The 22,895-nt window shown below is 63.2% G+C and carries 15 protein-coding genes; 7 read left to right on the forward strand and 8 right to left on the reverse strand.

Annotated elements, in window-relative coordinates; translation table 11 throughout:
• Window positions 1-354: 354 nt before the first annotated feature.
• The 6 genes from FJ941_RS16760 to hutI form a co-directional block, all read right to left on the reverse strand.
• The gene (locus FJ941_RS16760; RefSeq protein WP_140507253.1) at window positions 355-8,943 is read right to left on the reverse strand and encodes a glucoamylase family protein; all 8,589 of its coding nucleotides are present in this window, start codon (window positions 8,941-8,943) and stop codon (window positions 355-357) included.
• A 286-nt stretch (window positions 8,944-9,229) separates the two neighbouring features.
• Window positions 9,230-9,808: a HutD family protein gene (locus FJ941_RS16765; RefSeq protein WP_140507255.1), complete on the reverse strand. Its 579-nt coding sequence runs from the start codon at window positions 9,806-9,808 to the stop codon at window positions 9,230-9,232.
• 11 nt (window positions 9,809-9,819) lie between these two features.
• Complete coding sequence (gene hutU / locus FJ941_RS16770; RefSeq protein WP_181169838.1) at window positions 9,820-11,493, reverse strand: urocanate hydratase; 1,674 nt, start codon at window positions 11,491-11,493, stop codon at window positions 9,820-9,822.
• A gap of 25 nt (window positions 11,494-11,518) precedes the next feature.
• The gene (gene hutG, locus FJ941_RS16775; RefSeq protein ID WP_140507258.1) at window positions 11,519-12,334 is read right to left on the reverse strand and encodes an N-formylglutamate deformylase; all 816 of its coding nucleotides are present in this window, start codon (window positions 12,332-12,334) and stop codon (window positions 11,519-11,521) included.
• Window positions 12,331-13,866: a histidine ammonia-lyase gene (gene hutH, locus FJ941_RS16780; RefSeq protein WP_140507260.1), complete on the reverse strand. Its 1,536-nt coding sequence runs from the start codon at window positions 13,864-13,866 to the stop codon at window positions 12,331-12,333. Before hutH ends, hutG begins: the two co-directional genes overlap by 4 nt.
• Window positions 13,863-15,095 carry an imidazolonepropionase gene (hutI, locus tag FJ941_RS16785; RefSeq protein ID WP_140507262.1) on the reverse strand — a complete coding sequence of 411 codons (1,233 nt, stop codon included), beginning with the start codon at window positions 15,093-15,095 and terminating at the stop codon, window positions 13,863-13,865. Before hutI ends, hutH begins: the two co-directional genes overlap by 4 nt.
• Before the next feature lie 98 nt (window positions 15,096-15,193).
• Here hutI and FJ941_RS16790 point away from each other — a divergent pair, with 98 nt between their 5' ends.
• Together FJ941_RS16790 and hutC are read left to right on the forward strand one after the other, a co-directional pair.
• A complete protein-coding gene (locus tag FJ941_RS16790; RefSeq protein WP_140507263.1) occupies window positions 15,194-16,558 on the forward strand; it encodes a formimidoylglutamate deiminase in 1,365 nt (454 codons plus the stop codon).
• A gap of 2 nt (window positions 16,559-16,560) precedes the next feature.
• On the forward strand, window positions 16,561-17,301 hold the full coding sequence (gene hutC, locus FJ941_RS16795; protein ID WP_140507494.1) for a histidine utilization repressor: 741 nt from the start codon (window positions 16,561-16,563) through the stop codon (window positions 17,299-17,301).
• 50 nt (window positions 17,302-17,351) lie between these two features.
• Here hutC and FJ941_RS16800 read toward each other — a convergent pair whose 3' ends face one another.
• A complete protein-coding gene (locus tag FJ941_RS16800; RefSeq protein ID WP_140507265.1) occupies window positions 17,352-17,696 on the reverse strand; it encodes a RidA family protein in 345 nt (114 codons plus the stop codon).
• 229 nt (window positions 17,697-17,925) lie between these two features.
• On the opposite strand from FJ941_RS16800, the gene aztA reads away from it, so the two are divergent.
• The 4 genes from aztA to FJ941_RS16820 all read left to right on the forward strand — a co-directional run bounded on the left by aztA (window position 17,926) and on the right by FJ941_RS16820 (window position 21,077).
• Window positions 17,926-18,744, forward strand: a complete 819-nt coding sequence (gene aztA, locus FJ941_RS16805) for a zinc ABC transporter ATP-binding protein AztA (RefSeq protein WP_140507267.1) — start codon at window positions 17,926-17,928, stop codon at window positions 18,742-18,744.
• Entirely contained in the window at window positions 18,744-19,619 is an 876-nt protein-coding gene (gene aztB, locus FJ941_RS16810; RefSeq protein WP_140507268.1) for a zinc ABC transporter permease AztB, read from the forward strand. The genes aztA and aztB overlap by 1 nt, the downstream gene beginning before the upstream one ends.
• Before the next feature lie 27 nt (window positions 19,620-19,646).
• Window positions 19,647-20,588 (forward strand): zinc ABC transporter substrate-binding protein AztC, encoded by a 942-nt coding sequence (aztC, locus tag FJ941_RS16815; protein ID WP_140507270.1) that lies wholly within the window; start codon window positions 19,647-19,649, stop codon window positions 20,586-20,588.
• 150 nt (window positions 20,589-20,738) lie between these two features.
• Window positions 20,739-21,077: a TIGR01244 family sulfur transferase gene (locus tag FJ941_RS16820; protein WP_027143117.1), complete on the forward strand. Its 339-nt coding sequence runs from the start codon at window positions 20,739-20,741 to the stop codon at window positions 21,075-21,077.
• On the opposite strand, the gene FJ941_RS16825 is transcribed toward FJ941_RS16820, so the two are convergent.
• Complete coding sequence (locus FJ941_RS16825; protein ID WP_140507272.1) at window positions 21,074-21,541, reverse strand: Lrp/AsnC family transcriptional regulator; 468 nt, start codon at window positions 21,539-21,541, stop codon at window positions 21,074-21,076. The genes FJ941_RS16820 and FJ941_RS16825 overlap by 4 nt on opposite strands.
• Before the next feature lie 138 nt (window positions 21,542-21,679).
• Here FJ941_RS16825 and hppD point away from each other — a divergent pair, with 138 nt between their 5' ends.
• On the forward strand, window positions 21,680-22,795 hold the full coding sequence (hppD, locus tag FJ941_RS16830) for a 4-hydroxyphenylpyruvate dioxygenase (protein WP_140507274.1): 1,116 nt from the start codon (window positions 21,680-21,682) through the stop codon (window positions 22,793-22,795).
• Window positions 22,796-22,895: the final 100 nt, after the last annotated feature.

Raw genomic sequence — 22,895 nt, forward strand, 5'->3', positions numbered from 1 at the left:
CTTTCTATTGTGCCCAACACCAATATTGTGCACTGCACCATTTCGTAACACCTAACGGTTGATGCGTCGCAAAACAATGCCCGTCTATCGCTTCCGTTCCCGTTTAGCGAACAAAAGATGACGACGATACGAAATCTGACGTGATCACCTAACGGTTTGAGATAAAAGGTGAAATGTCAGCCTTGCGGCAAAATCGTGGCAGCAGCGGAGCACTGCCCCATTTTTAATCAACGCGAGCTTGCACGGTCGGTTTCGCGCGTCTTTGGCGGACGCCCCACAGATCGCGCGCAAGTAAACAGGGCGCGGCGGCGCGCGTCCGGAGGACGCGCGCGCTTCTGACATAAACTGCTGATTTTACGCTGGTATCTTGACCAGGACCTCGGTCTGGCCGCCGGCCTTGGGTTCAAAGGACGCCGCTTTTGTCTTCGATCCGTTGACTTCAAGCGAGATCGTCTTGGCCTTTTTGTCGCGAACGACCTGGACCTTGATGTCGGCGCCCAGCATCTTGAGCGAAGCCTGGTAGCCATCCCAGTGGCTGGGCAGCTTCGGCCGGAATGTGATCTGCTTGCCGCGCCGTTCGATGCCCAGGATGCCTTCGACCGCCGCCCGGTAGAGCCAGCCCGCCGAGCCGGTGTACCAAGTCCAGCCGCCGCGCCCACCCTTGTCGTCCCCGGCATAGATATCGGCCGCCACTACATAGGGTTCGACGCGGTAGTGCTCGGTCGACGCCTCGTCGAACGCGTGGTTGACCGGGTTCAGCATCGAGAAGCAGCGATAGGCTTCATCGGTCTGCCCCATCTCGGCGAGCGCAATGACGAACCAGGTGGCGGCATGGGTGTACTGGCCGCCATTCTCGCGCACGCCAGGCGGATAGCTCTTGATGTAGCCGGGATCCTTCTGCGTCTTCGAGAAGGGTGGAGTGAACAGTTTGACGATCTTGAGATGATCGTCGACGAGCAGCTTCGTCGCCTGCTGCATCGCGGTGGTCGACCGCGCCGGGTCGCCCTCGCCCGAAAGCACGCTCCAGGACTGGGCGATGGAGTCGATCTTGCACTCTTGCGATGTACGCGACCCCAAAGGCGTGCCGTCATCGAAACTGCCGCGCCGGTACCATTCGCCATCCCATGCCGTGCTTTCGAGCGCTCGCTTCAGCGCGTCGGCATGTTTTGTCCAGGCCTGTGCGCGCTTGGTGTCGCCCTCGGTCCTGGCGACCGCGGCGAAGTCGCCCAGCGTCTTCAGCAGGAACCAGCCCAACCACACGCTCTCGCCCTTGCCGTGCTCGCCGACACGGTTCATGCCGTCGTTCCAGTCGCCGCCGAGAATCAACGGCAGGCCGGCTGGACTGCTGCGCTTGATGGCGAGGTCGAGCGCACGCGCGCAGTGGTCGTACAGGGACACCGTCTTCTTCGAGATTTCCGGGGTGAAAAAGGCGTCGTGCTCGCCTTCGCCCAGCACCTGTCCGTCGAGGAAAGGCAGTTGCTCCTTCAGGATAGTGGCGTCGCCGGTCACCAAGAGATAGCGGGCCGTGGCGTGGGCGAGCCACACCACGTCGTCGGAGATCAGGGTACGCACGCCGGCGCCGGTGCGCGGCAACCACCAATGCTGCACGTCGCCTTCCGGGAACTGCCGCCGCGCGGCATTGAGGATCTGGTCGCGCGCCAGCGTGGGATCATGCGCCAGCAAGGCGAGTGTGTCCTGCAACTGGTCGCGGAAGCCGAAGGCGCCGCTTGCCTGATAGAAAGCCGAGCGGGCGCGGATGCGGCAGGCAAGGCTCTGATAAGGCAGCCAGTGATTGACCATGGCATCGAGCGCCTTGTCGGGCGTCTCGACCTGGATGGTGTCGAGGAAGGCGCGCCATTCGCGCTCATTGTCGGCCAGGCGCTGGTCGAAATCCTTGCCCCGGTGCTTCTGCACCAGCGCGCTCGCCTGCGCCGAAGACTCGGCATCGCCAAGCAGCCAGATGAGCGTGACGTCGCCGCCAGCCTGAATCTCGATGTCGCGGGCGATCGCCGCGCAAGGATCATCTCCGGCCTCGACGCGGCCTGACAGGGCCGCGCCGCTCAGCACCGCCTGCGGCAACTCGCTGGACCCGTGCCGGCCGAGGAACTCGGCTCGGTCTGATGTCACCGAGTGGACGCCGGTGTCGGCGGCGAGGAAGGCCACCCGCTCGCTGAAATCGAGCCCGTAGGGATTTTGCGCCAGCAGCGCGCCGGTAGCACCGTCGCGCGACGGCACTATAGTTGCCGCAGTGCGCGACCGATGCCCGCCAAGCACCCATTCGGCATAGGCGTAAACGCGCAGCCGGGCCGGTACCGGGCCGGAATTCTGGATGCGCAGCCGCGTGATCTTCACCGGATCGATGGGATCGACGACATGGGTCAGGTCCATCGACAACGATCCGCGCTTCGAGCGGAAGGTCGAGAAGCCCTGGCCATGCCACGCTTCGTAGGTCATCGAGGGATCGCGCACCACCGCAGCGATCGGCGAGAACGCCTTGCCGCTGGTCTGGTCGTAAATATAGACGCCCTCGCCCGGCCGGTTGGACACCGGGTCGTTCGACCATGGCGTCAACTGGTAATCGCGACTGTTGCGGCTCCAGGTGAAGGCAGCACCTTCGGCCGAGGTGTGGAAGCCGAACGAGGCGTTGGAGACGACGTTGATCCAGGGTTGCGGCGTGGTGCGCCCGCCAGTCAGGCGCACCACATAGTGCCGCCCGTCGCCGTCGAAGCCGCCAAAACCGTTCCACTGGCTGAGGCCGGAGCCATCGGCACTGACATCGGCCCCCGCCTGCGAGGCAAATGCATGCATCTGCGGTGCGGGCGCCGGAATTTCGCGCGGGCCTGGCAACCCTGCCGGCTGCTGGCCATCGCGTGCCTGCAGTGCGGCCGCTTCGGCCCGTTCGATCTGGTCGAAGATGGTGCCGTTGCGCGTATGCAGCACAACCCGGGCGACGGCGAGCAGCGTCTTATAGGTGGTTTCCTCCATCAGGTCGCGGCGCACCGCGAAAATGTGCTGGCGGGGTCCGAGTTCCTTGCCGCGCAAGCGGCTGTTTTCGCAAAGCGTTTCGACTGCCCGCTGCAGATCCTGGACATAGGAGGAAGCCTGCTCGTTGACGACGACGAAGTCGATCATCATGCCGCGGGTGCGCATATATTCCTGGAAGCGCAACGCCTGGGCAACGATCTCCAGATCGGCAACGTCGCCGATCCTGACCAGGAAGATCGGGTAATCGCCCGAAATGCTTGTCGGCCACAGGCTCGACTGCTTGCCCAATCCGGAAGCAACGGACTCGGCCGGCAGCCGCAGGAACGGGTCGGGATAGATCAGATAGCGCGCCAGTTTCTGCACATTGGCCGCATCGGTCAGGCTGAGGCCCATATGGCGGGTCTGCACCTGGCTGCGCGTCCAGGCAAGCATGGCCTGGCGAGCAAAGCTCTCCTGATGGTCGAGCCGGCTTATGGCCTCATCCAGCTCGGCGCGGTTGGCCCCGACGACTGTCCAGAAGGTCAGCGATACCTTCTTGTTGGCGGGCACGCGCACCTGACGGCGCAGCGAGGCGATGGGATCGAGCGTGAAGCCGGAATGGCCACCCAGCCTGGCGCCTGGATCGAAAGCGGCGGCATCGACGATGGTGCGGCCACGGCCGATGAAGGCGCGCCTGTCGGTCTCGGCCTCGGCATCACGCGCCGGTCCCGACGGATCGGTGACGAAATGCACCAGGGTGACATCGGGCTCGCTGGTTTCGCGCTTGCGGCGCGTGGCGAAGATCGCGCCATTGTTGGCGGCGATCTCGGTTTCCACGAACATCTTCGAGAAAGCCGGATGCGCGTTGTCGGAAGCCTCCGAGCCCAGCACCAGCTCGGCAAAGGACGTCACTTCGATGTGACGGTCTGACGTGCTCTCATTGTAGAGCGTGATCCGGCGGCCCTCGCCATTGCCCTCGGAAACAACGATGCATTCCACCTCGGAGCGCAGCGTGCCGGCGGTTTTGACAAAGCTCGCCTTGTCGTCGGAAAACAAGGTTTGGGTCTTTTCCTCGGCGGCGCGTCTGGGCTCCGATGTCGCCGACCACCAGTCGCCGGTGGCAGCGTCGCGCAGGAAGATGTAGGAGCCAAGCCGGTCCTCGACGGGGTCGGGCTGCCAGCGGGTGACGGAAAGATCGCCCCAGCGGCTGTAGCCGGAGCCGGTCGCGGTCACCATCACCGAATAGCGGCCGTTGGACATCACATTGGTCGAACGCAGCGCCCGCACGGGATCGAGCACGATGCGGGTATCGGGGCTCTCGGTTTCGGTCTCGTCCTTGGAGCGCTCGTCGGCCTCGGTGCGGACGGTGGCGGTCGGAATATCGCGCGGCGCCCTCTCCTGCAGCAGCAGTTCGGCCGATTCAATGACCGGATCGCTGTGGAAGCGATCGCGCAGGCGACCTTCGAAGATGGCGTCGGCGACGGCGGCGATCGACATGCCCGAATGGTGGGCATAGTAGTTCAGCACGACCGCTTGGTTGGTGCCTTCCGGCACGCGCTGCGGCGTGAAGTCGACCGCGTCATAATAGCCATGACGGCCAAGCGCGCCGATCTCGCGCAGCCGGGCCAGATTCTGCACCGCTTCGCGCGGGTTGAACTGCGCCGCCATGATAGTCGCGTAAGGCGCAATTACCGTGTTCTGGCCAAGGCCGCGCTTGAGCCCAAGCCCCGGCACGCCGAAATTGGTGTACTGATAGGTCAGTTCGCGGTCGCGGGCGTTGTAGGCCGCTTCCGAGATGCCCCACGGCACGTTCTTCTGGCGGCCGTACTGCATCTGGCGCTTGATGATCAGCTTGCTGGTCTGGTTGAGGATGGAGCCTTGCGGCTCCTTCATCACCAGCGGCGGCATCAGGTACTCGAACATCGAGCCGGACCACGACATCAGCGCGCCCTGGAAGCCGATCTCGACGATGGGGCGGCCGAGCCTGAACCAGTGTTCGGTTGGCAGATCGCCCTTGGCGATGGCAAACAGGCTGGTCAGCCGCGCCTCGGAAGCCAGAAGATCGTAGCAGCTTTCGTCGAGCTGATGTTCCTCGACCCGGTAGCCGATCGACAAAAGCTTGCGCTCCGGCCGCATCAGGAAGGCGAATTCCATCTCGAAGGCGAAACGACGGGTGCGCTCGCGCAAGGTGAGCAGCTTGGCACGCAGAGCCTCGACAGCGTTTTCGTCGCTGTGGGCGTCGTGGACGTGCGCCTCGCAGGTGGCTTCGAGCCTTGCCGCCCAGTCGACGATGACGTCACTCTGCGGTGATGCGGCCTCGGTGTGAATGGCGGTGGCGAGCTTGCGGATTTCGCCGGCCAGCACCGCCAGGTTGATGGTGCGGATCGACGCCATTTCCGGCTGGGCCTTGATCGTGTCGACGGCGCGCCGCATGCCGTCGAGGCGATCGACAAGCCGTTGGCGCAACGGGCGCAACTGACGGCGGTCGTCGGGCAGTTCATCGAGGCTTTCGCTCAGGATGGTCACCGTGTCGAGAATGCCTTCGAAATCACCCTGCAGGTGGACGGAAGGCGCTTCCGCCCATTCGGCGCAGGCCGCCGCCACCGCCACCAGGTGACCGGCGAGATTGCCGCTGTCGACAGCCGAGATATAGAGCGGATAGAGCGGCTTGAGCGTCGTGGTGTCGTACCAGTTGAAGAGATGGCCGCGGCTGCGCGGCATGCTCTCGATGGTCGTCATGGTTGCATCGATGCGGGTGATGGCATCGGAAAGGCTGATCCAGCCGAAATCGCGCGCCGAAACGACCGAGAGCAGGTAGACGCCGATATTGGTCGGCGAGGTGCGCGGCGCCACGACGGGCGCCGGGCTCTCCTGGAAATTATCCGGCGGCAGATTGTGATGTTCTGCCGTGACGAAGGTTTCGAAATAGTGCCAGGTGCGCCGCGCCACGGTGCGCAGCGTGTGGATGTCGGCTTGCGATATGCGCAGCCGGTCCTCGGTTTCGGCGGAGCGGCTGATCCAGCTGGCGATCGCCGGCGAGCCGATCCAGAACAAGGCAAAGAAGAAGGCGACGAAGGCACCGGTGGAATCGGCCAGCACCGGAATGGCGAGGCCGACAAAGCCGATGATCACGGCGCCATACATCATGCCGTAATAGGAGCCGACATCATTGTCGCCCGCCTTGTGCGCCTGCGAGGCGGTGCGCCACTCCAGGAGGTTCTGCCGGCTGACGAACAGCCGGTAGAGCGTGCGCACAATGGCATCGCCCATCATCCAGGCGTTATGTGCCATCAGCACGATCTTCAGCGCCACCATGGCGGTGCCGAAGGCGACGTCGCGCGCCAGCGCGGAGAAATGGCCGCGCGGCGTCTGGTCGCCGCTTTTGGGCAGGATGGCGTTGACCACGTCGAAGGTCGGCGCCATGAACAGGCTGAGGATCAGCAAGGCCTGCCACTGCGCGGCCTGCGTGAACGGCAGCAAGGTCCAGCCGGCGATCGCCGCCATCACCCAAAAGATCGGCGTCAGCGAGCGGCGCAGATTGTCGACCATCTTCCAGCGCGACAAGGCCGGAACGCCGGAACGAGGATTAAAGATGTAGCCCAAAAGCTGCCAGTCGCCGCGCGCCCAGCGATGGTGGCGCGAGGCATCGACCGAGTAGCGGGTCGGGTAATCCTCGACCAGTTCGACGTCGGTGACCAGTGCGGCGCGCGCCAGGGCGCCTTCGAGCAGATCGTGGCTGAGGATGGTGTTTTCCTCGATGCGGCCCTGCAAGGCGGCCTCGAAGGCATCGACATGATAGAGGCCCTTGCCGGTGAAGGATCCGTCACTGAAGACGTCCTGATAGAGGTCCGAAACAGCGAAGACATAGGGATCAAGGCCGCGATTGGCCGAGAAGACGCGCTGGAAGAACGAGGCTTCGTCGCCGCTGGTGAGTGAAGCGGTGATGCGCGGCTGCAGGATGGTGTAACCGGCGGTCACGACGCGCCTCGTGGCGTCGAAATGCGGACGGTTGAGCGGATGGCAAAGCTTGCCGACCAGGCTCGATACCGCATCGCGGGTGGTGCGGGTATCGGCGTCGAGCGTCATCACATGGACGACCTTTTCCGGCAGCGGGACTTCGAGCGGCAGGAAGGTGGTATCGCTGTCGCCGCGCAGCAAGAGGTCGAGTTCGTGCAGCTTGCCGCGCTTGCGTTCCCAGCCCATCCAGCACCCTTGACCGGCATTGTAGAGCCGGCGGCGGTGCAGGATATAGAAGCGCGGCGCGCCGTCGGAGGGATAGCGCGCGTTGAGACGGGCGATTTCGGCGCGGGCGAAGTCGAGGATCTCGGTATCCGCCGCATCGATCTCGATCTTGCTGTCGGGCCAATCCGAAAGCAGCGCGAAATGGATCTCGTCCGCCAGATTGGCGAGGTAATGCACTTCGATGTTGCGGATGTTTTCCTCGACATCGTCACGCGAGCCGATCAGCGACGGCACGACCACCAGGGTGCGCGCCTCGGGCGGCACACCGTGCCTGTAGTCGTAACCGATAAGGCGTGTCGGCTTAAGGAACAGCGAGACCACGGTGTTGAAGAACGCGAGCGCGCCTTCGCTGGCCGGCACGGCAAACAGAGCCAGCATCAGCACGATCGACGGCACCGACAGGCCGAGATTGGAAAGGGCGTTGCCGGACAGGACAAGCAGCAGGACGGTCAGCGCGAAGACGGGCAGGACGATGCCCAGCCAGCCGGTCTTAGCGAAGGTCCGCTTGATCGTCTGGCTGATCGTGGGCCGGTAACCGATCGCCTTTTCCAGTTCCAGCCGGCGCGGGCCAACGACGTAAAAACCGACATCGGTATGAGCGGATGCGACCTGGGCGTCCACTCCTTCACCGCTCTCCGGGACGGTTTCACCGACGGCGTGGCCGGCCAGTTCAATGGCTTTTTCGGCGACACGGTACTCCGAAAGGTTCGAGCGGCGAGCCAGTTCCTCGATCGCGGTGCGGTATTGATCGCGCGAGAAGAAGTCGAGCGCGGCAAAATCGGTGCGCTCGCGCAGCACGGTATCGATGCGGCTGACGCCTTCGAACCACACCGTCCAGTCGACGTCGTTGATGAGGCGCAGGCCGCGGACGATATTGCCGGTGGTCACATTGCCGCTGGACAGCGTCTGGTGCTCGGAAATGATGATTTCCTCGGCATCCGAGCCGGTCTTCTCGAGTTCGCCTTCCAGCCACTCCAGCGCCTTGCCGGCGTTCTGCGACCCGTCACGCAAGCGATAGAGAAGCTGAGTGGCAAAGGTGGTGTCCTGCGCATGCGCGCTGAAATTGACTAGGATCGTCTGCCGATCCGGATTGTCGTCGGTCGCCAGCACCTTGTCGGCCACGTCATTGGCGATCTGGCGCATCTGGCGGGTGCGGTTGACCCTGACCGCCAGGCGACGGAGGTTCTCGATCAGCACGAAACGCAGAAGGGACGGCAGTGCCCAGAGTTCACCAATCTTCAACGGTTCGACCGACTGAAAGCCCTGGACGATAGACTTGAACATGGTCGCCGAGACGGAACTGTCGGAATGCGCGACATAAGTCCAGGCCAGCGCCAATGCGCGCGGCACGGTGCCGCCATCGGGCAGTTTCAGGGTCGGCAATTGCCGGTAAAAGCGGCGCGGCAGGTCGCGTTTGACCTGGAAAATGGTTTCCTCGATCAGATAGTTGTTGTCGAGCAGCCACTGCGCGGCCGGCGTGATGGTTTCGCCCCTCGCCTGCGCGGCATTGGTAGACCGGTAGACTTCGAGGATCTTCTTGGCGCTGTCACGGATACGGGCTTGAAAGTCGAACGGTATCAGGCCGAACAGATCCGTCAGATCGCCCTTGGCCAGGCTTTCTCCGAGCAGCCGGAGCCGTTCCTCCGGCAGGAATGTGGATCTTATCGGCTCTTCCGTGATGACTGGGAAGCTCGCGCTTGTCTTCTCGATCTGGGCTAGGTTCGTCTGAATATTCATTGAAAATTCCGTAAACGGGCACTCAGTGGCGTCACCGCCACGGCAATGGCCCTAAAACCGGTTCGAATGCAATCGGTTGCATCAACCCTAAGCCGAAAGTTTATTTCCGCACCACGACGGAGCGTCATCTTTCGACCAATCCAAAGACAAGGGCCTCTCGCTCCCGTCGGGATCGATCGACGGAGAGGATTCGGGCTTTTTCGTGATGCCAGTGCCAGCTTACGCTATATTTCGCCAGCGTCGCGATCATGTTTGGAAACAGGCGGTAACCGTTGGGCGAAGCGCGTCAGGCGGCAGCGATTATCCGGATCACGAAAAGGGTCGCATCCGGCGCGGGCTGAACCCGCAAGACAGAGGCGTCCGGCCCGAGCAGCAGGGTGTCGAGCGGTCCGAGACGAACGGGCGCGGCGCCGGGGAAAATGGCATGGCCTCCGTGACAAAGGATGAGGGTGGGACCGGCCTCGGCCGGGATTTCCGCAGGCGTCGAAATCGCCAGACGCTCGACCGAATGCAACATGCGGCCGCGACGGGTCATAACGTTGAGATCGGTGATCGGGCCGGCGATCAGCGCGGCACTCGTCGGCTGGTCGGCTGGAAAGGAAAATGGCTGGGAAGCCGCTGTCACCCGCTGCGGCGGACGGCCCGCGACATCAAGCACGATCCCCTCGCCTTCCAGCACCGACAGCGTGCGGTCGATGCCGGCAAAATTGGAGAACGGCCCGCTGCGTTCGACCCGGGCCATCGAGACGCGCCAGTCGAAATCGTCGAGCCCGGCACCATCGGGCGAGACGGCGATCTCGGTCGTCGTACCGCCGCCGTTCTTCCACGGCATGACGCGGTAATCGGTGGCACGAAGGACACGCATCACGTCAGCCGCTATCCGAGAATGCCTGGCAGATTGAGCTGGTGCTCCTTGGCGCATTCGATCGCGATGTCATAGCCGGCGTCGGCATGGCGCATGACGCCCGTCGCCGGATCGTTCCATAACACCCGTTCCAGGCGCCTTGCGGCATCCGGCGTGCCGTCGGCGACGATGACCATGCCGGCATGCTGCGAGAAACCCATGCCGACGCCGCCGCCATGATGCAGCGATACCCAGGTCGCGCCCGAAGCTGTGTTGAGCAGCGCGTTGAGCAGCGGCCAGTCGGACACTGCGTCGGAACCGTCCTTCATCGATTCCGTCTCGCGGTTCGGCGAAGCGACCGAACCCGAATCGAGGTGATCGCGACCGATGACGACCGGCGCCTTGAGTTCGCCCTTGGCCACCATTTCGTTGAAGGCGAGGCCCAATCGGTGGCGATCGCCAAGGCCGACCCAGCAGATGCGCGCCGGCAACCCTTGAAAGGAAATCCGCTCGCGGGCCATGTCCAGCCAATTGTGCAGATGGGTGTTGCCGGGGGTGAGTTCACGCACCTTGGCGTCGGTCTTGTAGATATCCTCTGGATCGCCGGAGAGTGCTGCCCAGCGGAAAGGGCCAATGCCGCGGCAGAAGAGCGGACGGATGTAGGCCGGCACGAAGCCGGGGAACGCAAAGGCGTTTTCAAACCCTTCGTCCTTGGCGACCTGGCGGATGTTGTTGCCATAGTCGAGTGTCGGCACGCCGGCGTTCCAGAACGCGACCATCGCCTCGACATGCTCGCGCATGGAGGCGCGCGCCGCCTTCTCGACCGCCCGGGGGTCGCTGACGCGCTTTTCGCGCCACTCGGCCATAGTCCAGCCCTTCGGCAGATAACCATTGATGGGGTCGTGCGCCGAGGTCTGGTCGGTGACCATATCGGGGCGAATGCCGCGCTTGAACATCTCGGGCACGATCTCGGCGGCGTTGCCGAGCAGGGCGACGGATTTCGCCTCGCCGGCCTTGGTCCAGCGCTCGATCATTTCCATGGCCTCGTCGAGCGTCTCGGCCCTCTCGTCGACATAGCGGGTGCGCAAGCGGAAGTCGATCGAATCCGGATTGCATTCGATCGCCAGGCAGCAGGCGCCAGCCATGACGGCGGCCAATGGCTGGGCGCCGCCCATGCCGCCCAGGCCGCCGGTCAGGATCCATTTTCCCTTGAGATTGCCGCCATAATGCTGGCGGCCGGCTTCGACGAAGGTCTCGTAGGTGCCCTGCACGATGCCTTGCGTGCCGATGTAGATCCAGGAGCCGGCCGTCATCTGGCCGTACATCATCAGGCCCTTCTTATCGAGCTCGTTGAATTTCTCCCAGGTCGCCCAGTGCGGCACCAGGTTGGAGTTGGCGATCAGCACGCGCGGCGCATCGGGGTGAGTGCGGAACACGCCGACCGGCTTGCCGGACTGCACCAGCAGCGTCTCGTCCTCGCCAAGCGTCTTCAGCGACGCAACGATCTGATCGAAATCGTTCCAGGTACGCGCCGCCCGGCCGATGCCGCCATAGACGACCAGTTCATTGGGGTTCTCGGCGACATCAGGGTCAAGATTGTTCATCAGCATGCGCAACGGCGCTTCAGTCGTCCAATACCGGGCGTTGAGCTTGTCGCCGCGGGGGCTGCGCACTTCGCGGATGTTGTGACGGGGGTCGGTCATCATTGTCCCTTTCGGATCAGGCGGCGCGTCAGCGCCCGGCCCAGTCAATGGCAGTTTGGAGAATCTGCGTCAGCGTGGCGCGGATGGGCGCGGCGAACGCGGCATCGTAGGGCGCGGGCCAATTGTCCGGTGTGCCCTTCCCGTCCGGCTCGCGCATGTAGCCGCGGTTGGAGAGCTCCATCTGCAGCGCATGCACGCCCTGGTGCGGCTGGCCGAAATGGCGCGTGATCCAGCCGCCCTTGAAGCGTCCGTTGACGACAAAGGTCTCACCGGTTTCTGCCATGATCTGGTTGACCATCGCCTGCAACGCCGGATCAGCGCTCCTGCCGTCGTTCGTGCCGAGGTTGAACACCGGCAGCGTGCCTTCGAAGAGGCGTGGCAGCACCGAGCGGATCGAATGGCAGTCGTAGAGGACAATCTTGCCATGCAAGGTCCGCAACCTGTCGATCTCGGCCTGCAAGGCGGCGTGATAGGGTGCAAAGAATTTCTCGCGGCGCTCGTCGATCTCCGACGGTCCCGGCTCTTCGCCCTCGCGATAGAGCGGATCGCCGTCGAAGGTTTCGGTTGGGCATAGGCCGGTGGTTGCCTGGCCGGGATAGAGCGAGGCGCCGGATGGATCGCGGTTGACGTCGATGACTGTGCGCGAGATCGCGGTTTGCACGACCGTAGCGCCGAGACCGCCGGCGAAATCATAGAGATTGTCGATCCACCAGTCGCAATCGCGGCGACCAAGCCATGGCGAGATAAGCCGGTTTTCGAGGCCGGCGAGGTCGACACCGGTGTGCGGGATCGACACCAGAAGCGGTGCCGTGCCTCGTTTTATTGTCAGCCAAGAAGGTGTCATAGCGCAATCCCCGGCAGCGCCACCGCGCTCGCGGCCTTCGCGACTGCACCGCTACGTACCATGGCGATCGCCTTTTCCATGTCGGGGTGGAAGTGCCGGTCATTGTCGAGATGCGGCACCTCGGCGCGAACCAGCTTGCGCACGGCTTCAAGCGCCGCACTCGAGGCGAGTGGTGCATGGAAATCGCACCCTTGCGCGGCGGCTAGCAATTCAATGCCGATAACAGCCGTCGCATTCTCGATCATGCCGATCAGCCGGCGCGCGCCATGCGCGGCCATCGAGACATGGTCTTCCTGGTTGGCCGAGGTCGGGATGGAATCGACGCTGGCCGGATAGGCTTTCTGCTTGTTTTCCGAGACAAGTGCGGCCGCCGTCACCTGTGGGATCATGAAGCCGGAGTTCAGGCCGGGCTTGGGCGTCAGGAAGGCGGGCATGCCTGACAGCGCGGGATCGACCAGCATGGCGATGCGGCGTTCTGACAGCGAGCCGATCTCACAGACGGCAAGTGCGATCATGTCGGCGGCGAAGGCGACCGGCTCGGCGTGGAAATTGCCGCCGGAGAGCGCCGTGTCGTCCTCGGCGAAGACCAGCGGATTGTCGGTAACGCCATTGGCCTCGGTTTCGAGCGTATCGGCGGCCTTGCGCAGGACATCGAGCGCGGCGCCCATGACTTGCGGCTGGCAACGCAGGCAATAGGGATCCTGCACACGCTCGTCGCCGAGCCGGTGCGACTCGCGGATGGCGCTGCCGGCCATCAGATTGCGCAACGCATCCGCGGTCTCGATCTGGCCGCGATGCTTTCTCAACATATGGATGCGCGGGTCGAAGGGGGCATCGGAACCCTTTGCCGCGTCGGTCGAGAGCGCGCCGGCGACAAGCGCCGACTGGTAGAGCACTTCGGCCTCGAACAGGGCGGCCAGCGCATAGGCCGTCGAAAACTGCGTGCCGTTGAGCAGCGCCAGACCTTCCTTGGCGCCCAATGTGACGGGCTCCAGCCCATGCGAGACGAACGCGACCTTGGCGGGGAAGCGGCCATGCGGGGTAAAGCATTCGCCGACACCGATCATCACCGCCGTCATGTGCGACAATGGGGCAAGGTCGCCGGAGGCGCCAACTGAACCTTGCGCCGGCACCACCGGGATGACGTCATTGGCCAGCATCGCTTCGAGCAACTCGATGGTTTGCGGGCGCACACCGGAGGCACCCTGCGCAAGGCTCGCAAGTTTCAGCGCCATCATCAGCCGGGCAATGGCAACAGGCATCGGCTCGCCCACGCCCGCGGCATGCGAAAGCACGATGTTGCGCTGCAGGGTCTCGAGATCCTCGGCGGGAATGCGCATGCTGGCCAGCTTGCCGAAACCGGTATTGATCCCATAGACCGGCTCACCCTTGGCGACGATGCGCGCGACAGCTTCGGCGCTTGCCTTGATTTTCGGGCGACAGGCACCGTCCAGTTTCGGCATGGCGCCACGGTACATGGCGCGCCAGTCGGCCAGCGTCGCATCGCCGGGCTTCAGCGTCAGTTCTGTCATTGTCCTCTCCAGATGCGGGCATGCAGCGGGTTGAAGCCCATACGGTAGACGAGTTCGGCGGGGCGCTCGATGTCCCAGATCGCCAGGTCGGCGGATTTGCCCAGTTCCAGCGTGCCGGTCTCTTCGAGCAGGCCCAGCGCACGCGCGGCTTCGCGGGTGACGCCGGCAAGACATTCGTCGACCGTCATGCCGAACAGGGTCGCCGCCATGTTCATGGTCAGAAGCAGCGAGGTCAGCGGCGAAGTGCCGGGATTGTTGTCGGTGGCAACCGACATTTTGACGCCAAGCTGGCGAAACAGGCCGATCGGCGGCTTCTTGGTCTCGCGGATGAAGTAATAGGCGCCGGGCAGGATCGTCGCCACTGTCCCCGCCTTGGCCATCGCCATGGCGCCCGCCTCGTCGGTGTATTCGAGATGATCGGCTGACAATGCACCATAGCGGGCGGCGAATTCAGCGCCATGCAGGTTGGACAGCTGGTCGGCGTGGAGTTTTACGGGCAAGCCGAGCGCCTTGGCCTTGTCGAACACGCGAGACATCTGCTCGGGCGAAAAGGCGATGCCTTCACAGAACCCGTCGACGGCATCGGCCAAGCCTTCCGCGGCGACGCCGGGAAGGATCGTTTTGGCGACGAGATCGATGAAAGCGTCCTTGTCGCCCTTGGCTTCGGGCGGCAGCGCGTGGGCTGCGAGACATGTGGTGCGAACCATCACCGGGCGTACACTGCCCAGTTGCCGCGCGGCGCGCAGCGATTTCTTCTCGTTTTCAAGATCGAGACCATAGCCCGACTTTATTTCAACGATGGTGACGCCTTCGGCCATCAGCGCATCGAGGCGCGGCAGCGTCTGGGCAACCAGGTCGTCCTCGCTGGCGGCACGCAAGGATTTGACCGAGGAAACGATGCCACCGCCGGCCCTGGCGACCTCTTCATACGTGGCCCCGGCCAGCCGCATCTCGAACTCGTTGGCGCGGTTCCCGGCGTGGACGAGATGGGTGTGGCAGTCGATCAGGCCGGGCGTGATCCAGCGGCCCTCGCAATCGATGATCTCGCCCTGGGCAAACGCCGACGGCATCTCGGATTGCGAACCCGCATAGACAATGCGGCCATCGCGCGCGGCGAGCGCGCCTTGCTCGACGATACCCAGTCCGGCAGAATTTTCAGCCATGGTTGCCAGACGCGCGTTGCGCCACAGGCGAAGCCCCCCTGCCGGGTTTTTGCTCTCTACGGCCATCATCTTTTCCGTTTCAATCGGTGGCGATTATGTATATACATATTCAGACGCACTGCAAGTGTCATCATCGCACACGAGACCGGGAAGCGGAGAGAAAAGTGACCGATATCTTTGCGGAACAGGCGCTTCTTCCCAACGGCTGGCACGACAATGTGCGGATCACTTTCGCCAATGGGCGCATTGCGGCCGTAGAGCCTGGGAGCACCGCGTCTCCTGGTGACGAACGCCATGCCATTCTCCTTCCCGGCATGGCCAATCTGCACAGCCACGCCTTCCAACGCGGCATGGCAGGGCTCGCCGAGTTGCGCGGCCACTCCGCCGACAGTTTCTGGAGCTGGCGCGAGGTGATGTACCGCTTCGCGCTGTGGATGACTCCCGACCAGGTCGAGGCGGTGGCGGCGCAGCTCTACGTCGAAATGCTAGAGGCCGGTTTTTCGCGCGTCGGCGAATTTCATTATCTGCACCATGACCGTGATGGACAACCTTATGCCAACCCAGCCGAGATGGCCGAGCGCATCGCTGCCGCGGCCGGCGAAACGGGTATCGGCCTGACGCTGTTGCCTGTGTTTTACGCACATTCCTCCTTCGGTGGTGCCGCGCCAAACGAGGGCCAGCGCCGATTCATCAACGATGTGAATCGGTTCGCCCGGCTTGTTGAGAAAAGCCGGGAATCTGTTCGCTCTTTGAATCAAGCGATTGTCGGCGTTGCCCCGCACAGTCTACGGGCCGCGACGCCTGAAGAACTCACGGCGATTGCGGCCGTGGCGCCAAACGGACCAATCCACATCCATGTCGCCGAGCAGGTGAAAGAAGTCGAAGACTGCCTTGCCTGGTCCGGCGCGCGTCCGGTCGAATTTCTGCTTGGGGCTGCCGATATCGACCAGCGCTGGTGCCTGATCCATGCCACCCACATGACCGATGCTGAAACCATCGGCATGGCCAGGAGCGGCGCCATTGCCGGCCTTTGCCCGATCACGGAGGCCAATCTCGGCGACGGCATCTTTGCCGCGCCTTTGTTCAGGGAGCATGGCGGCCGCTTCGGTGTCGGCTCCGATTCCAACGTGCTGATCGGCCTGCCCGACGAATTGCGCCAGCTCGAATATTCGCAGCGCCTCGCGCACCGCGCCCGCAATGTGCTGGCCGTGGCTGGCGGCTCGACCGGCCGCGCGCTGTACGACGCAGCGCTTGACGGCGGCAGCGTCGCGCTTGGCGCCGGCGCATCGCAAATCGCGCCTGGTGCGTCCGCCGATCTCGTCTCGCTCGACGCCGGCAACCCCTCGCTGGCCGGCAAAACCGGCGATGCAATCCTCGACGCCTGGATTTTCGCCAATGGCAGCAAGGTCGATTGTGTCTGGGTGCATGGCAAGAAACAGGTCAGTGATGGCAGACATGCCAAGCGCGAGGCCATCGCCGAACGGTTTCGCAGCGTGATGACAGCGCTTTCCGAGGGTTCACCCAGATGAGCATGGCTGAACCGACCGAGATAGACGACAGCGAGACCGTCTCGCTGCATCAGCGCATCCTTTCCGATATCCGGGAAAGAATTCTTTCCGGCACCTGGGTGCCCGGCCACCGTATCCCGTTCGAACATGAGCTGACCGCCGAATACAAATGCTCACGCATGACGGTGAACAAGGCTCTGTCCCAGTTGGCCAAGGCAGGTTTGATCGAACGCCGCCGCCGGTCAGGCAGCTTTGTCCGCCAGCCGCAATCGCAGGCAGCCGTGCTGGAACTTCACGACATCAGGATCGAAGTCGAGGCGCTCGGCCTGCCCTATCGCTACAAGCGGCTGGAACGCCTGAAGCGGCGCAGCAATGGGGAGGACAGGACGTTGCTCGAACTGTCCGCCGCAGGTCCAGTGCTATGGCTCGAAGGTCTTCATTTTGCCGGCGAACGGCCATTCGCGCTCGAGCAACGTCTGATCAATCTTTCGGCGGTTTCGGAAGCCGGGGACGAAGAGTTTCTGGAAATCGCTGCCGGGCCTTGGCTGATCGACCGCGTGCCGTGGAGCGAGGCCGAGCATCGGATACGCGCCATGAGCGCTGACGACGCCATCGCCGATGCGCTCGACATCGATCCCGGGGCACCTTGCCTGGTGGTCGAACGCCGCACCTGGAGTGCCGAGCACCCGGTCACCCACGTGCGCTTCATCTATCCGGCGGAAAGCCATACGCTGGTGGCAAGGTTCACGCCGTCGCAGGGGTGAGTGATCTCCCCTCGTCGTGGGGGGAGATCGGCAGTTCTGACGTCGCGCCTTTACAGCGCCGCGGTGATAATAATCTCGACCAGATATTCCGGGCCAGCGAGCTTTGCTTCGCCGGTGGCGCGGGCGGGCGTGTGGCCCTGCGGCACCCACTTGTCCCATTCGGTATTCATCTCGGCGAAGGTGCCCATGTCGGCCAGCCAGATGATCGCCTGGACGATCTTGGTCTTCTCGGTGCCGGCCTTGGCCAGCAATTCATCGATGGTCGCCAGAATATCGCGGGTCTGCGCGGCGACATTGCCGCCGGGTTCGCCGACCTGGCCGGCCAGGTAGACGGTGTTGCCGTGGATAACGATCTGGCTCATGCGCGGGCCAACATCGATGCGACGAATGCTCATTGCGAGTTCCTTCCGTTGTGGTCGCGCCTCTTTAGAGTCGCCGTCCGCTTCGGGCAAGGCCGGCTGAACCGAAACCGCTTGAGCCAATTGCTCCCTCCAGGGCCAGGCGCCTACACGGCGAGTTGACCACCGCGACGCAATTCCGCCGGATTGGCTTGTTGACTAATGTAATAACATCACATACCCAAACGGCCGCACCTTAGCCGGATTTGGTTTCCCACGGAACGATATGACCCAGACCTGCCTGACATTCCGTGACCTGACGTTGGGCTACAACAGCCATCCCGCGATCCATCACCTCGATGGCGCGATCCGCAAGGGCTCGCTGACGGCCGTGGTTGGGGCCAACGGCTCTGGCAAGTCGACGCTGATGAAGGGTATTGTCGGGGTGCTGAAGCCGATGGCAGGCGAGGTCATTCGCGCGCCGGGCGTGCGGGCGGCCTACCTGCCGCAGCAATCGGAACTCGATCGCTCCTTTCCCGCCCGCGTCGTCGATCTGGTCTCGCTCGGCCTGTGGCCGAAGCGCGGAATGCTTGGCCGCTATACCGGGGAAGATCGTGAGGCCGTCAGCCAGGCTTTGATGGCCGTCGGCCTCGGCGGCTTCGAGAAGCGGCCGATCGACACGCTGTCGGGTGGCCAGTTGCAGCGCACGCTGTTTGCCCGCGTGCTGTTGCAGGATGCCGACCTGATCCTGCTCGACGAACCGTTCAACGCCGTCGACGCCAAGACGGTCGGTGACCTCATTGCCTTGATCAAGCGTTGGCACGGCGAAGAGCGCACCATCATGGTGGTGGTCCATGATCTCGATCTGGTGCGCCAGAATTTTCCCGAAACACTGCTGCTTGCCCGTCAGCCGGTTGCCTGGGGCGAGACCCGGGAGACGCTGAAACCGGAGAACCTGCTGCGCGCGCGCCGCTTCCACGAAGCCTGGGAAGAGAACGCGCCCTGGTGCGAGCCTGACGAGCACGCTCATGACCATGACCATGACCATGGTCATCATGGCCACGACCACGATCATCACCACGGCGCCGGACCGAGGGCTGCCTGATGGACGCGCTCTACAGTCTTTTCATCGCCCCTTTCGCCGATTTCGGCTTCATGCAGCGGGCGCTGTTCGGCTCGCTGATGCTGTCGCTCGGCGCCTGCCCGATCGGCGTTTTTCTGATGCTGCGGCGCATGAGCCTGTCGGGCGACGCGATGGCGCATGCCATCCTGCCGGGCGCGGCCGCGGGTTTCCTGTTCTACGGGCTGGAAATCCTGCCGATGACCATTGGCGGCCTGATCGCCGGCATCATCGTGGCGCTCGGCGCCGGTGCCGTGTCGCGCTTCACCGTCCAGCGCGAGGACGCCTCGATGGCGGCCTTCTACCTGATTTCGCTCGCCATCGGCGTGCTGATGGTGTCGATCCGCGGCTCCAGCGTCGACCTCATGCATGTGCTGTTCGGCACGGTGCTGGCGCTCAACAACGAGGCTTTGACGCTGATTGGCGGCATCGTCGCGGTGACGCTGGTCAGCCTTGCCATCTTCTGGCGGGCGCTGGTCGCCGAATGCCTCGACCCGCTGTTCCTGCGTTCGGTCAGCCGCATGGGCAGCCCGGTGCATTTCATCTTCCTCGGCCTCGTCGTGCTCAACCTCGTCGGCGGCTTCCAGGCGCTCGGCACTTTGCTATCCGTCGGATTGATGATGCTGCCGGCGGCAGCCGCGCGATTCTGGACCGCACGCGTCGAGCCGATGTGCGTGCTGGCCGTGCTGATCGGCTTTGCCTCCTGCATCGCCGGATTGCTCTTCTCCTATCATGCGTCGCTGCCCTCCGGCCCGGCCATCATCCTGTCGGCCGGTGTCGTCTATTTCGCCTCGATCCTGTTTGGCACGCGCGGCATCCTGCGCGCCCGCATCATCCATCACCGTCACAGAACGGCCTGATCCCCCGCCCTAAAAGGAGACCCGCTTATGCTCAAATCGATCCGTGCCGCCCTGACGATGAGCGTTATAACATTTGCCGCCTTCAGCGCGTCATCGGCTTTCGCCGCACCGCTGAAAGTGGTCGCCAGCTTCACAGTCATTGCGGATTTCGCCAAGAATGTCGGCGGCGGCCGTGTCGCGATCACCACGATCGTCGGGCCGGATGGCGACGCCCATGTCTACGAGCCGAGCCCTGCCGACGCGGTGGCCATGGCCAAGGCCGATATCGTGCTGGTCAACGGCCTGCACTTCGAAGGTTTCCTGCAGCGCCTGGTCGATGCCAGCGCCACCAAGGCCTCCATTGTCACCTTGACCAAGGGCGTGACGCCGATCGACTTCAAACCTGAATTCGCCGACGCCGATGCGGCCGAGGGTGCCGGCACCGGCGGCGGCAAGACCTTCGCCGATCCGCACGCCTTCCAGTCGATCGCCAATGCCAAGATTTATGTGAAGAACATCGCCGAGGCCTTCTGCGCGGCCGACAGCGACGGCTGTGTCAGCTACCAGACCAATGCCGCCGCCTACACCAGGAAGCTCGATGCTCTGGAAGGCGAAGTGAAGGCGGCGATCCAGTCGATCCCCGAGGCAAAGCGCGTCGTCATCACCTCGCATGACGCCTTCGGCTATTTCGAACACGAATACGGCCTGACCTTCCTCGCTCCGCAAGGCATCTCGACTGATTCCGAACCGTCGGCCGCCGATGTCGCCAAGCTGGTCGAGCAGGTGAAGCAGGACAAGGCCGCGGCCATCTTCGTCGAGAACATCACCAACCCGCGCCTGATCGAGCAGATCGCCAGCGAGACCGGTATCAAGGTCGGCGGTACGCTCTACTCGGACGCGCTGTCGCAGCCCGAAGGCCCGGGCTCGACCTATATCGACATGATGCGCAACAACATCCGTCAGATCAAAGGCGCCATTCTAGGCAGCTGAATTTGATCCGCACCCAACCGGGCCGTATCGGCCTGGTTGGATTTTCTGGCGCGCGATGTCTATTTGGCAGAGAATTCCGTCGATGCGGATTGCCGTGCCCACCGGGCAATGGCAAGACTGCCGCCAAACCAGATTGCGAGGATATGAGCCATGGAATATCGCCAGATCAGCGAGGACTATTCGGTCTCGGGTCAGATCCAGCCCGAAGATGTCGCCACCATCAAGGAAGCCGGCTTCAAGAGCGTGATCTGCAACCGGCCGGACGATGAGCAGCCCGGCCAACCTTCGGCGGACACGCTCAAGGCAACGGTCGAAGCCGCTGGCCTCGCCTTCCGCTACATCCCGGTGATCAGCGGCCAGATGACCGCCGAGAATGTCGAGGACCAGGCAGAGGCGCTCGACGAGCTCCAAGGCCCGGTGTTTGCTTATTGCCGGTCCGGCGCGCGCTGCACCAATCTGTTCCTGGCGATACAGCAGTCGAAGGGTTAGATCGGCAGCGCCCCGGTTTCCTTCAGCGTCTCCAGCACGATCGCGGTCTTCACATGCTGCACGGATTCATGCGGCAGGAGTACGCCGTTGACGAACTCCGACAACGATTTGAGATCGGGCGTCACCACCTTCAGGATGTAATCCATCTCGCCGGTCAGCGCGTGCGCCTCCTGCACTTCCGGCAGGCGCGCCACCAATTCGCCGAAGCGCCGCGCATTGTCGCGGTTGTGGGTGGCCAGCGTCACTGAAATGACATTGACCAGCGAGAAGCCGAGCCTGTCGCGGTCGAGCACGGCGCGATAGCCCTTGATATAGCCATCCTCCTCCAGCCGCTGCCGGCGGCGCGAGCATTGCGACGCCGACAGGTTCACCCTTTCGGAAAGGTCGTTGTTGGTGAGCCGCGCGTCGCCCTGCAAGAGCGCCATTATCTTGCGGTCAAACTGATCAATGCGCCCATTGTCCATGGTTTCCTCCCATATTATGCATGCTTCACGCATGTCATCACCATTTCAAGCGTTTGAATGCAAGCACCATGCACAGACCCCGCGCTATGATGGCGTTAGGAGGCCTTTTTAGGCCAAGCAGCTTCCGGAGGAATTATCATGGGTCCCTTCCCACACGACGCCCCGCCCGCCACGATCAGCAAGGACAACCCTGCCGGCACCGATGGCTTCGAGTTCGTCGAATTCGCGCATCCGGAGCCCAAGAAGCTAGCCGAACTGTTCACCCGCATGGGTTATATGGCGGTAGCCAGGCATCGCACGAAGGACATCACCGTCTGGCGCCAGGGCGACATCAACTATGTCGTCAATGCCGAGCCCGGCTCGCACGCGATGAAGTTCGCCGACAAGCACGGCCCTTGCGCGGCCTCGATGGCCTGGCGGGTGGTTGATGCCAAACATGCTTTCGAGCATGCGGTGTCGAAGGGCGCCACGCCTTATGAAGGCGACGACAAGGCACTCGACGTGCCGGCCATATCAGGCATCGGCGGTTCGCTGCTCTATTTCATCGAGGCCTATGGCAAAAAGGGCTCGGCCTATGACGCCGAGTTCGAATGGCTGGGCGAACGCGACCCGCGACCGCAGGGCGTCGGCTTCTATTACCTCGACCACCTGACCCACAATGTCTATCGCGGCCAGATGGACAAATGGTGGGACTTCTATCGCAATCTGTTCGGCTTCAAGCAGATCCATTTCTTCGACATCGACGGCAGGATTACCGGCCTGGTCAGCCGCGCCATCACCTCGCCCTGCGGCAAGATCCGCATTCCATTGAATGAGTCCAAGGACGAGACCAGCCAGATCGCCGAATACCTGAAGAAGTATAATGGCGAAGGCATCCAGCACGTCGCTGTCGGCACGGACGACATCTACGACGCCACCGACAAGCTCGCCGAGAACGGGCTGAAATTCATGCCCGGCCCGCCTGAGACCTATTACGACATGTCTTATGACCGCGTGAACGGCCATGACGAGCCGATCGAGCGGATGAAGAAACACGGCATCCTGATCGACGGCGAAGGCGTGGTCGATGGCGGCACGACCAAGATCCTTCTGCAAATCTTCTCGAAGACCGTTATCGGGCCGATCTTTTTCGAGTTCATCCAGCGCAAGGGCGACGAAGGCTTTGGCGAAGGCAATTTCCGCGCGCTATTCGAATCGATCGAGCAGGACCAGATCAAGCGCGGCGTCATCAAGGTTGACGGCAAGGCGGCGTAAAAGTGAAAGCTCGTTAGCGGTTCGATCAGCGTTGACCTAAGTTCCGGCCATAAGAGGCCGATCTGTGAACGTCTGCACAACTGCAGCCAGAGCCAAACTG

The sequence above is a fragment of the Mesorhizobium sp. B2-3-13 genome (assembly GCF_006442195.1).
GTDB classification, from domain to species: domain Bacteria; phylum Pseudomonadota; class Alphaproteobacteria; order Rhizobiales; family Rhizobiaceae; genus Mesorhizobium; species Mesorhizobium salmacidum.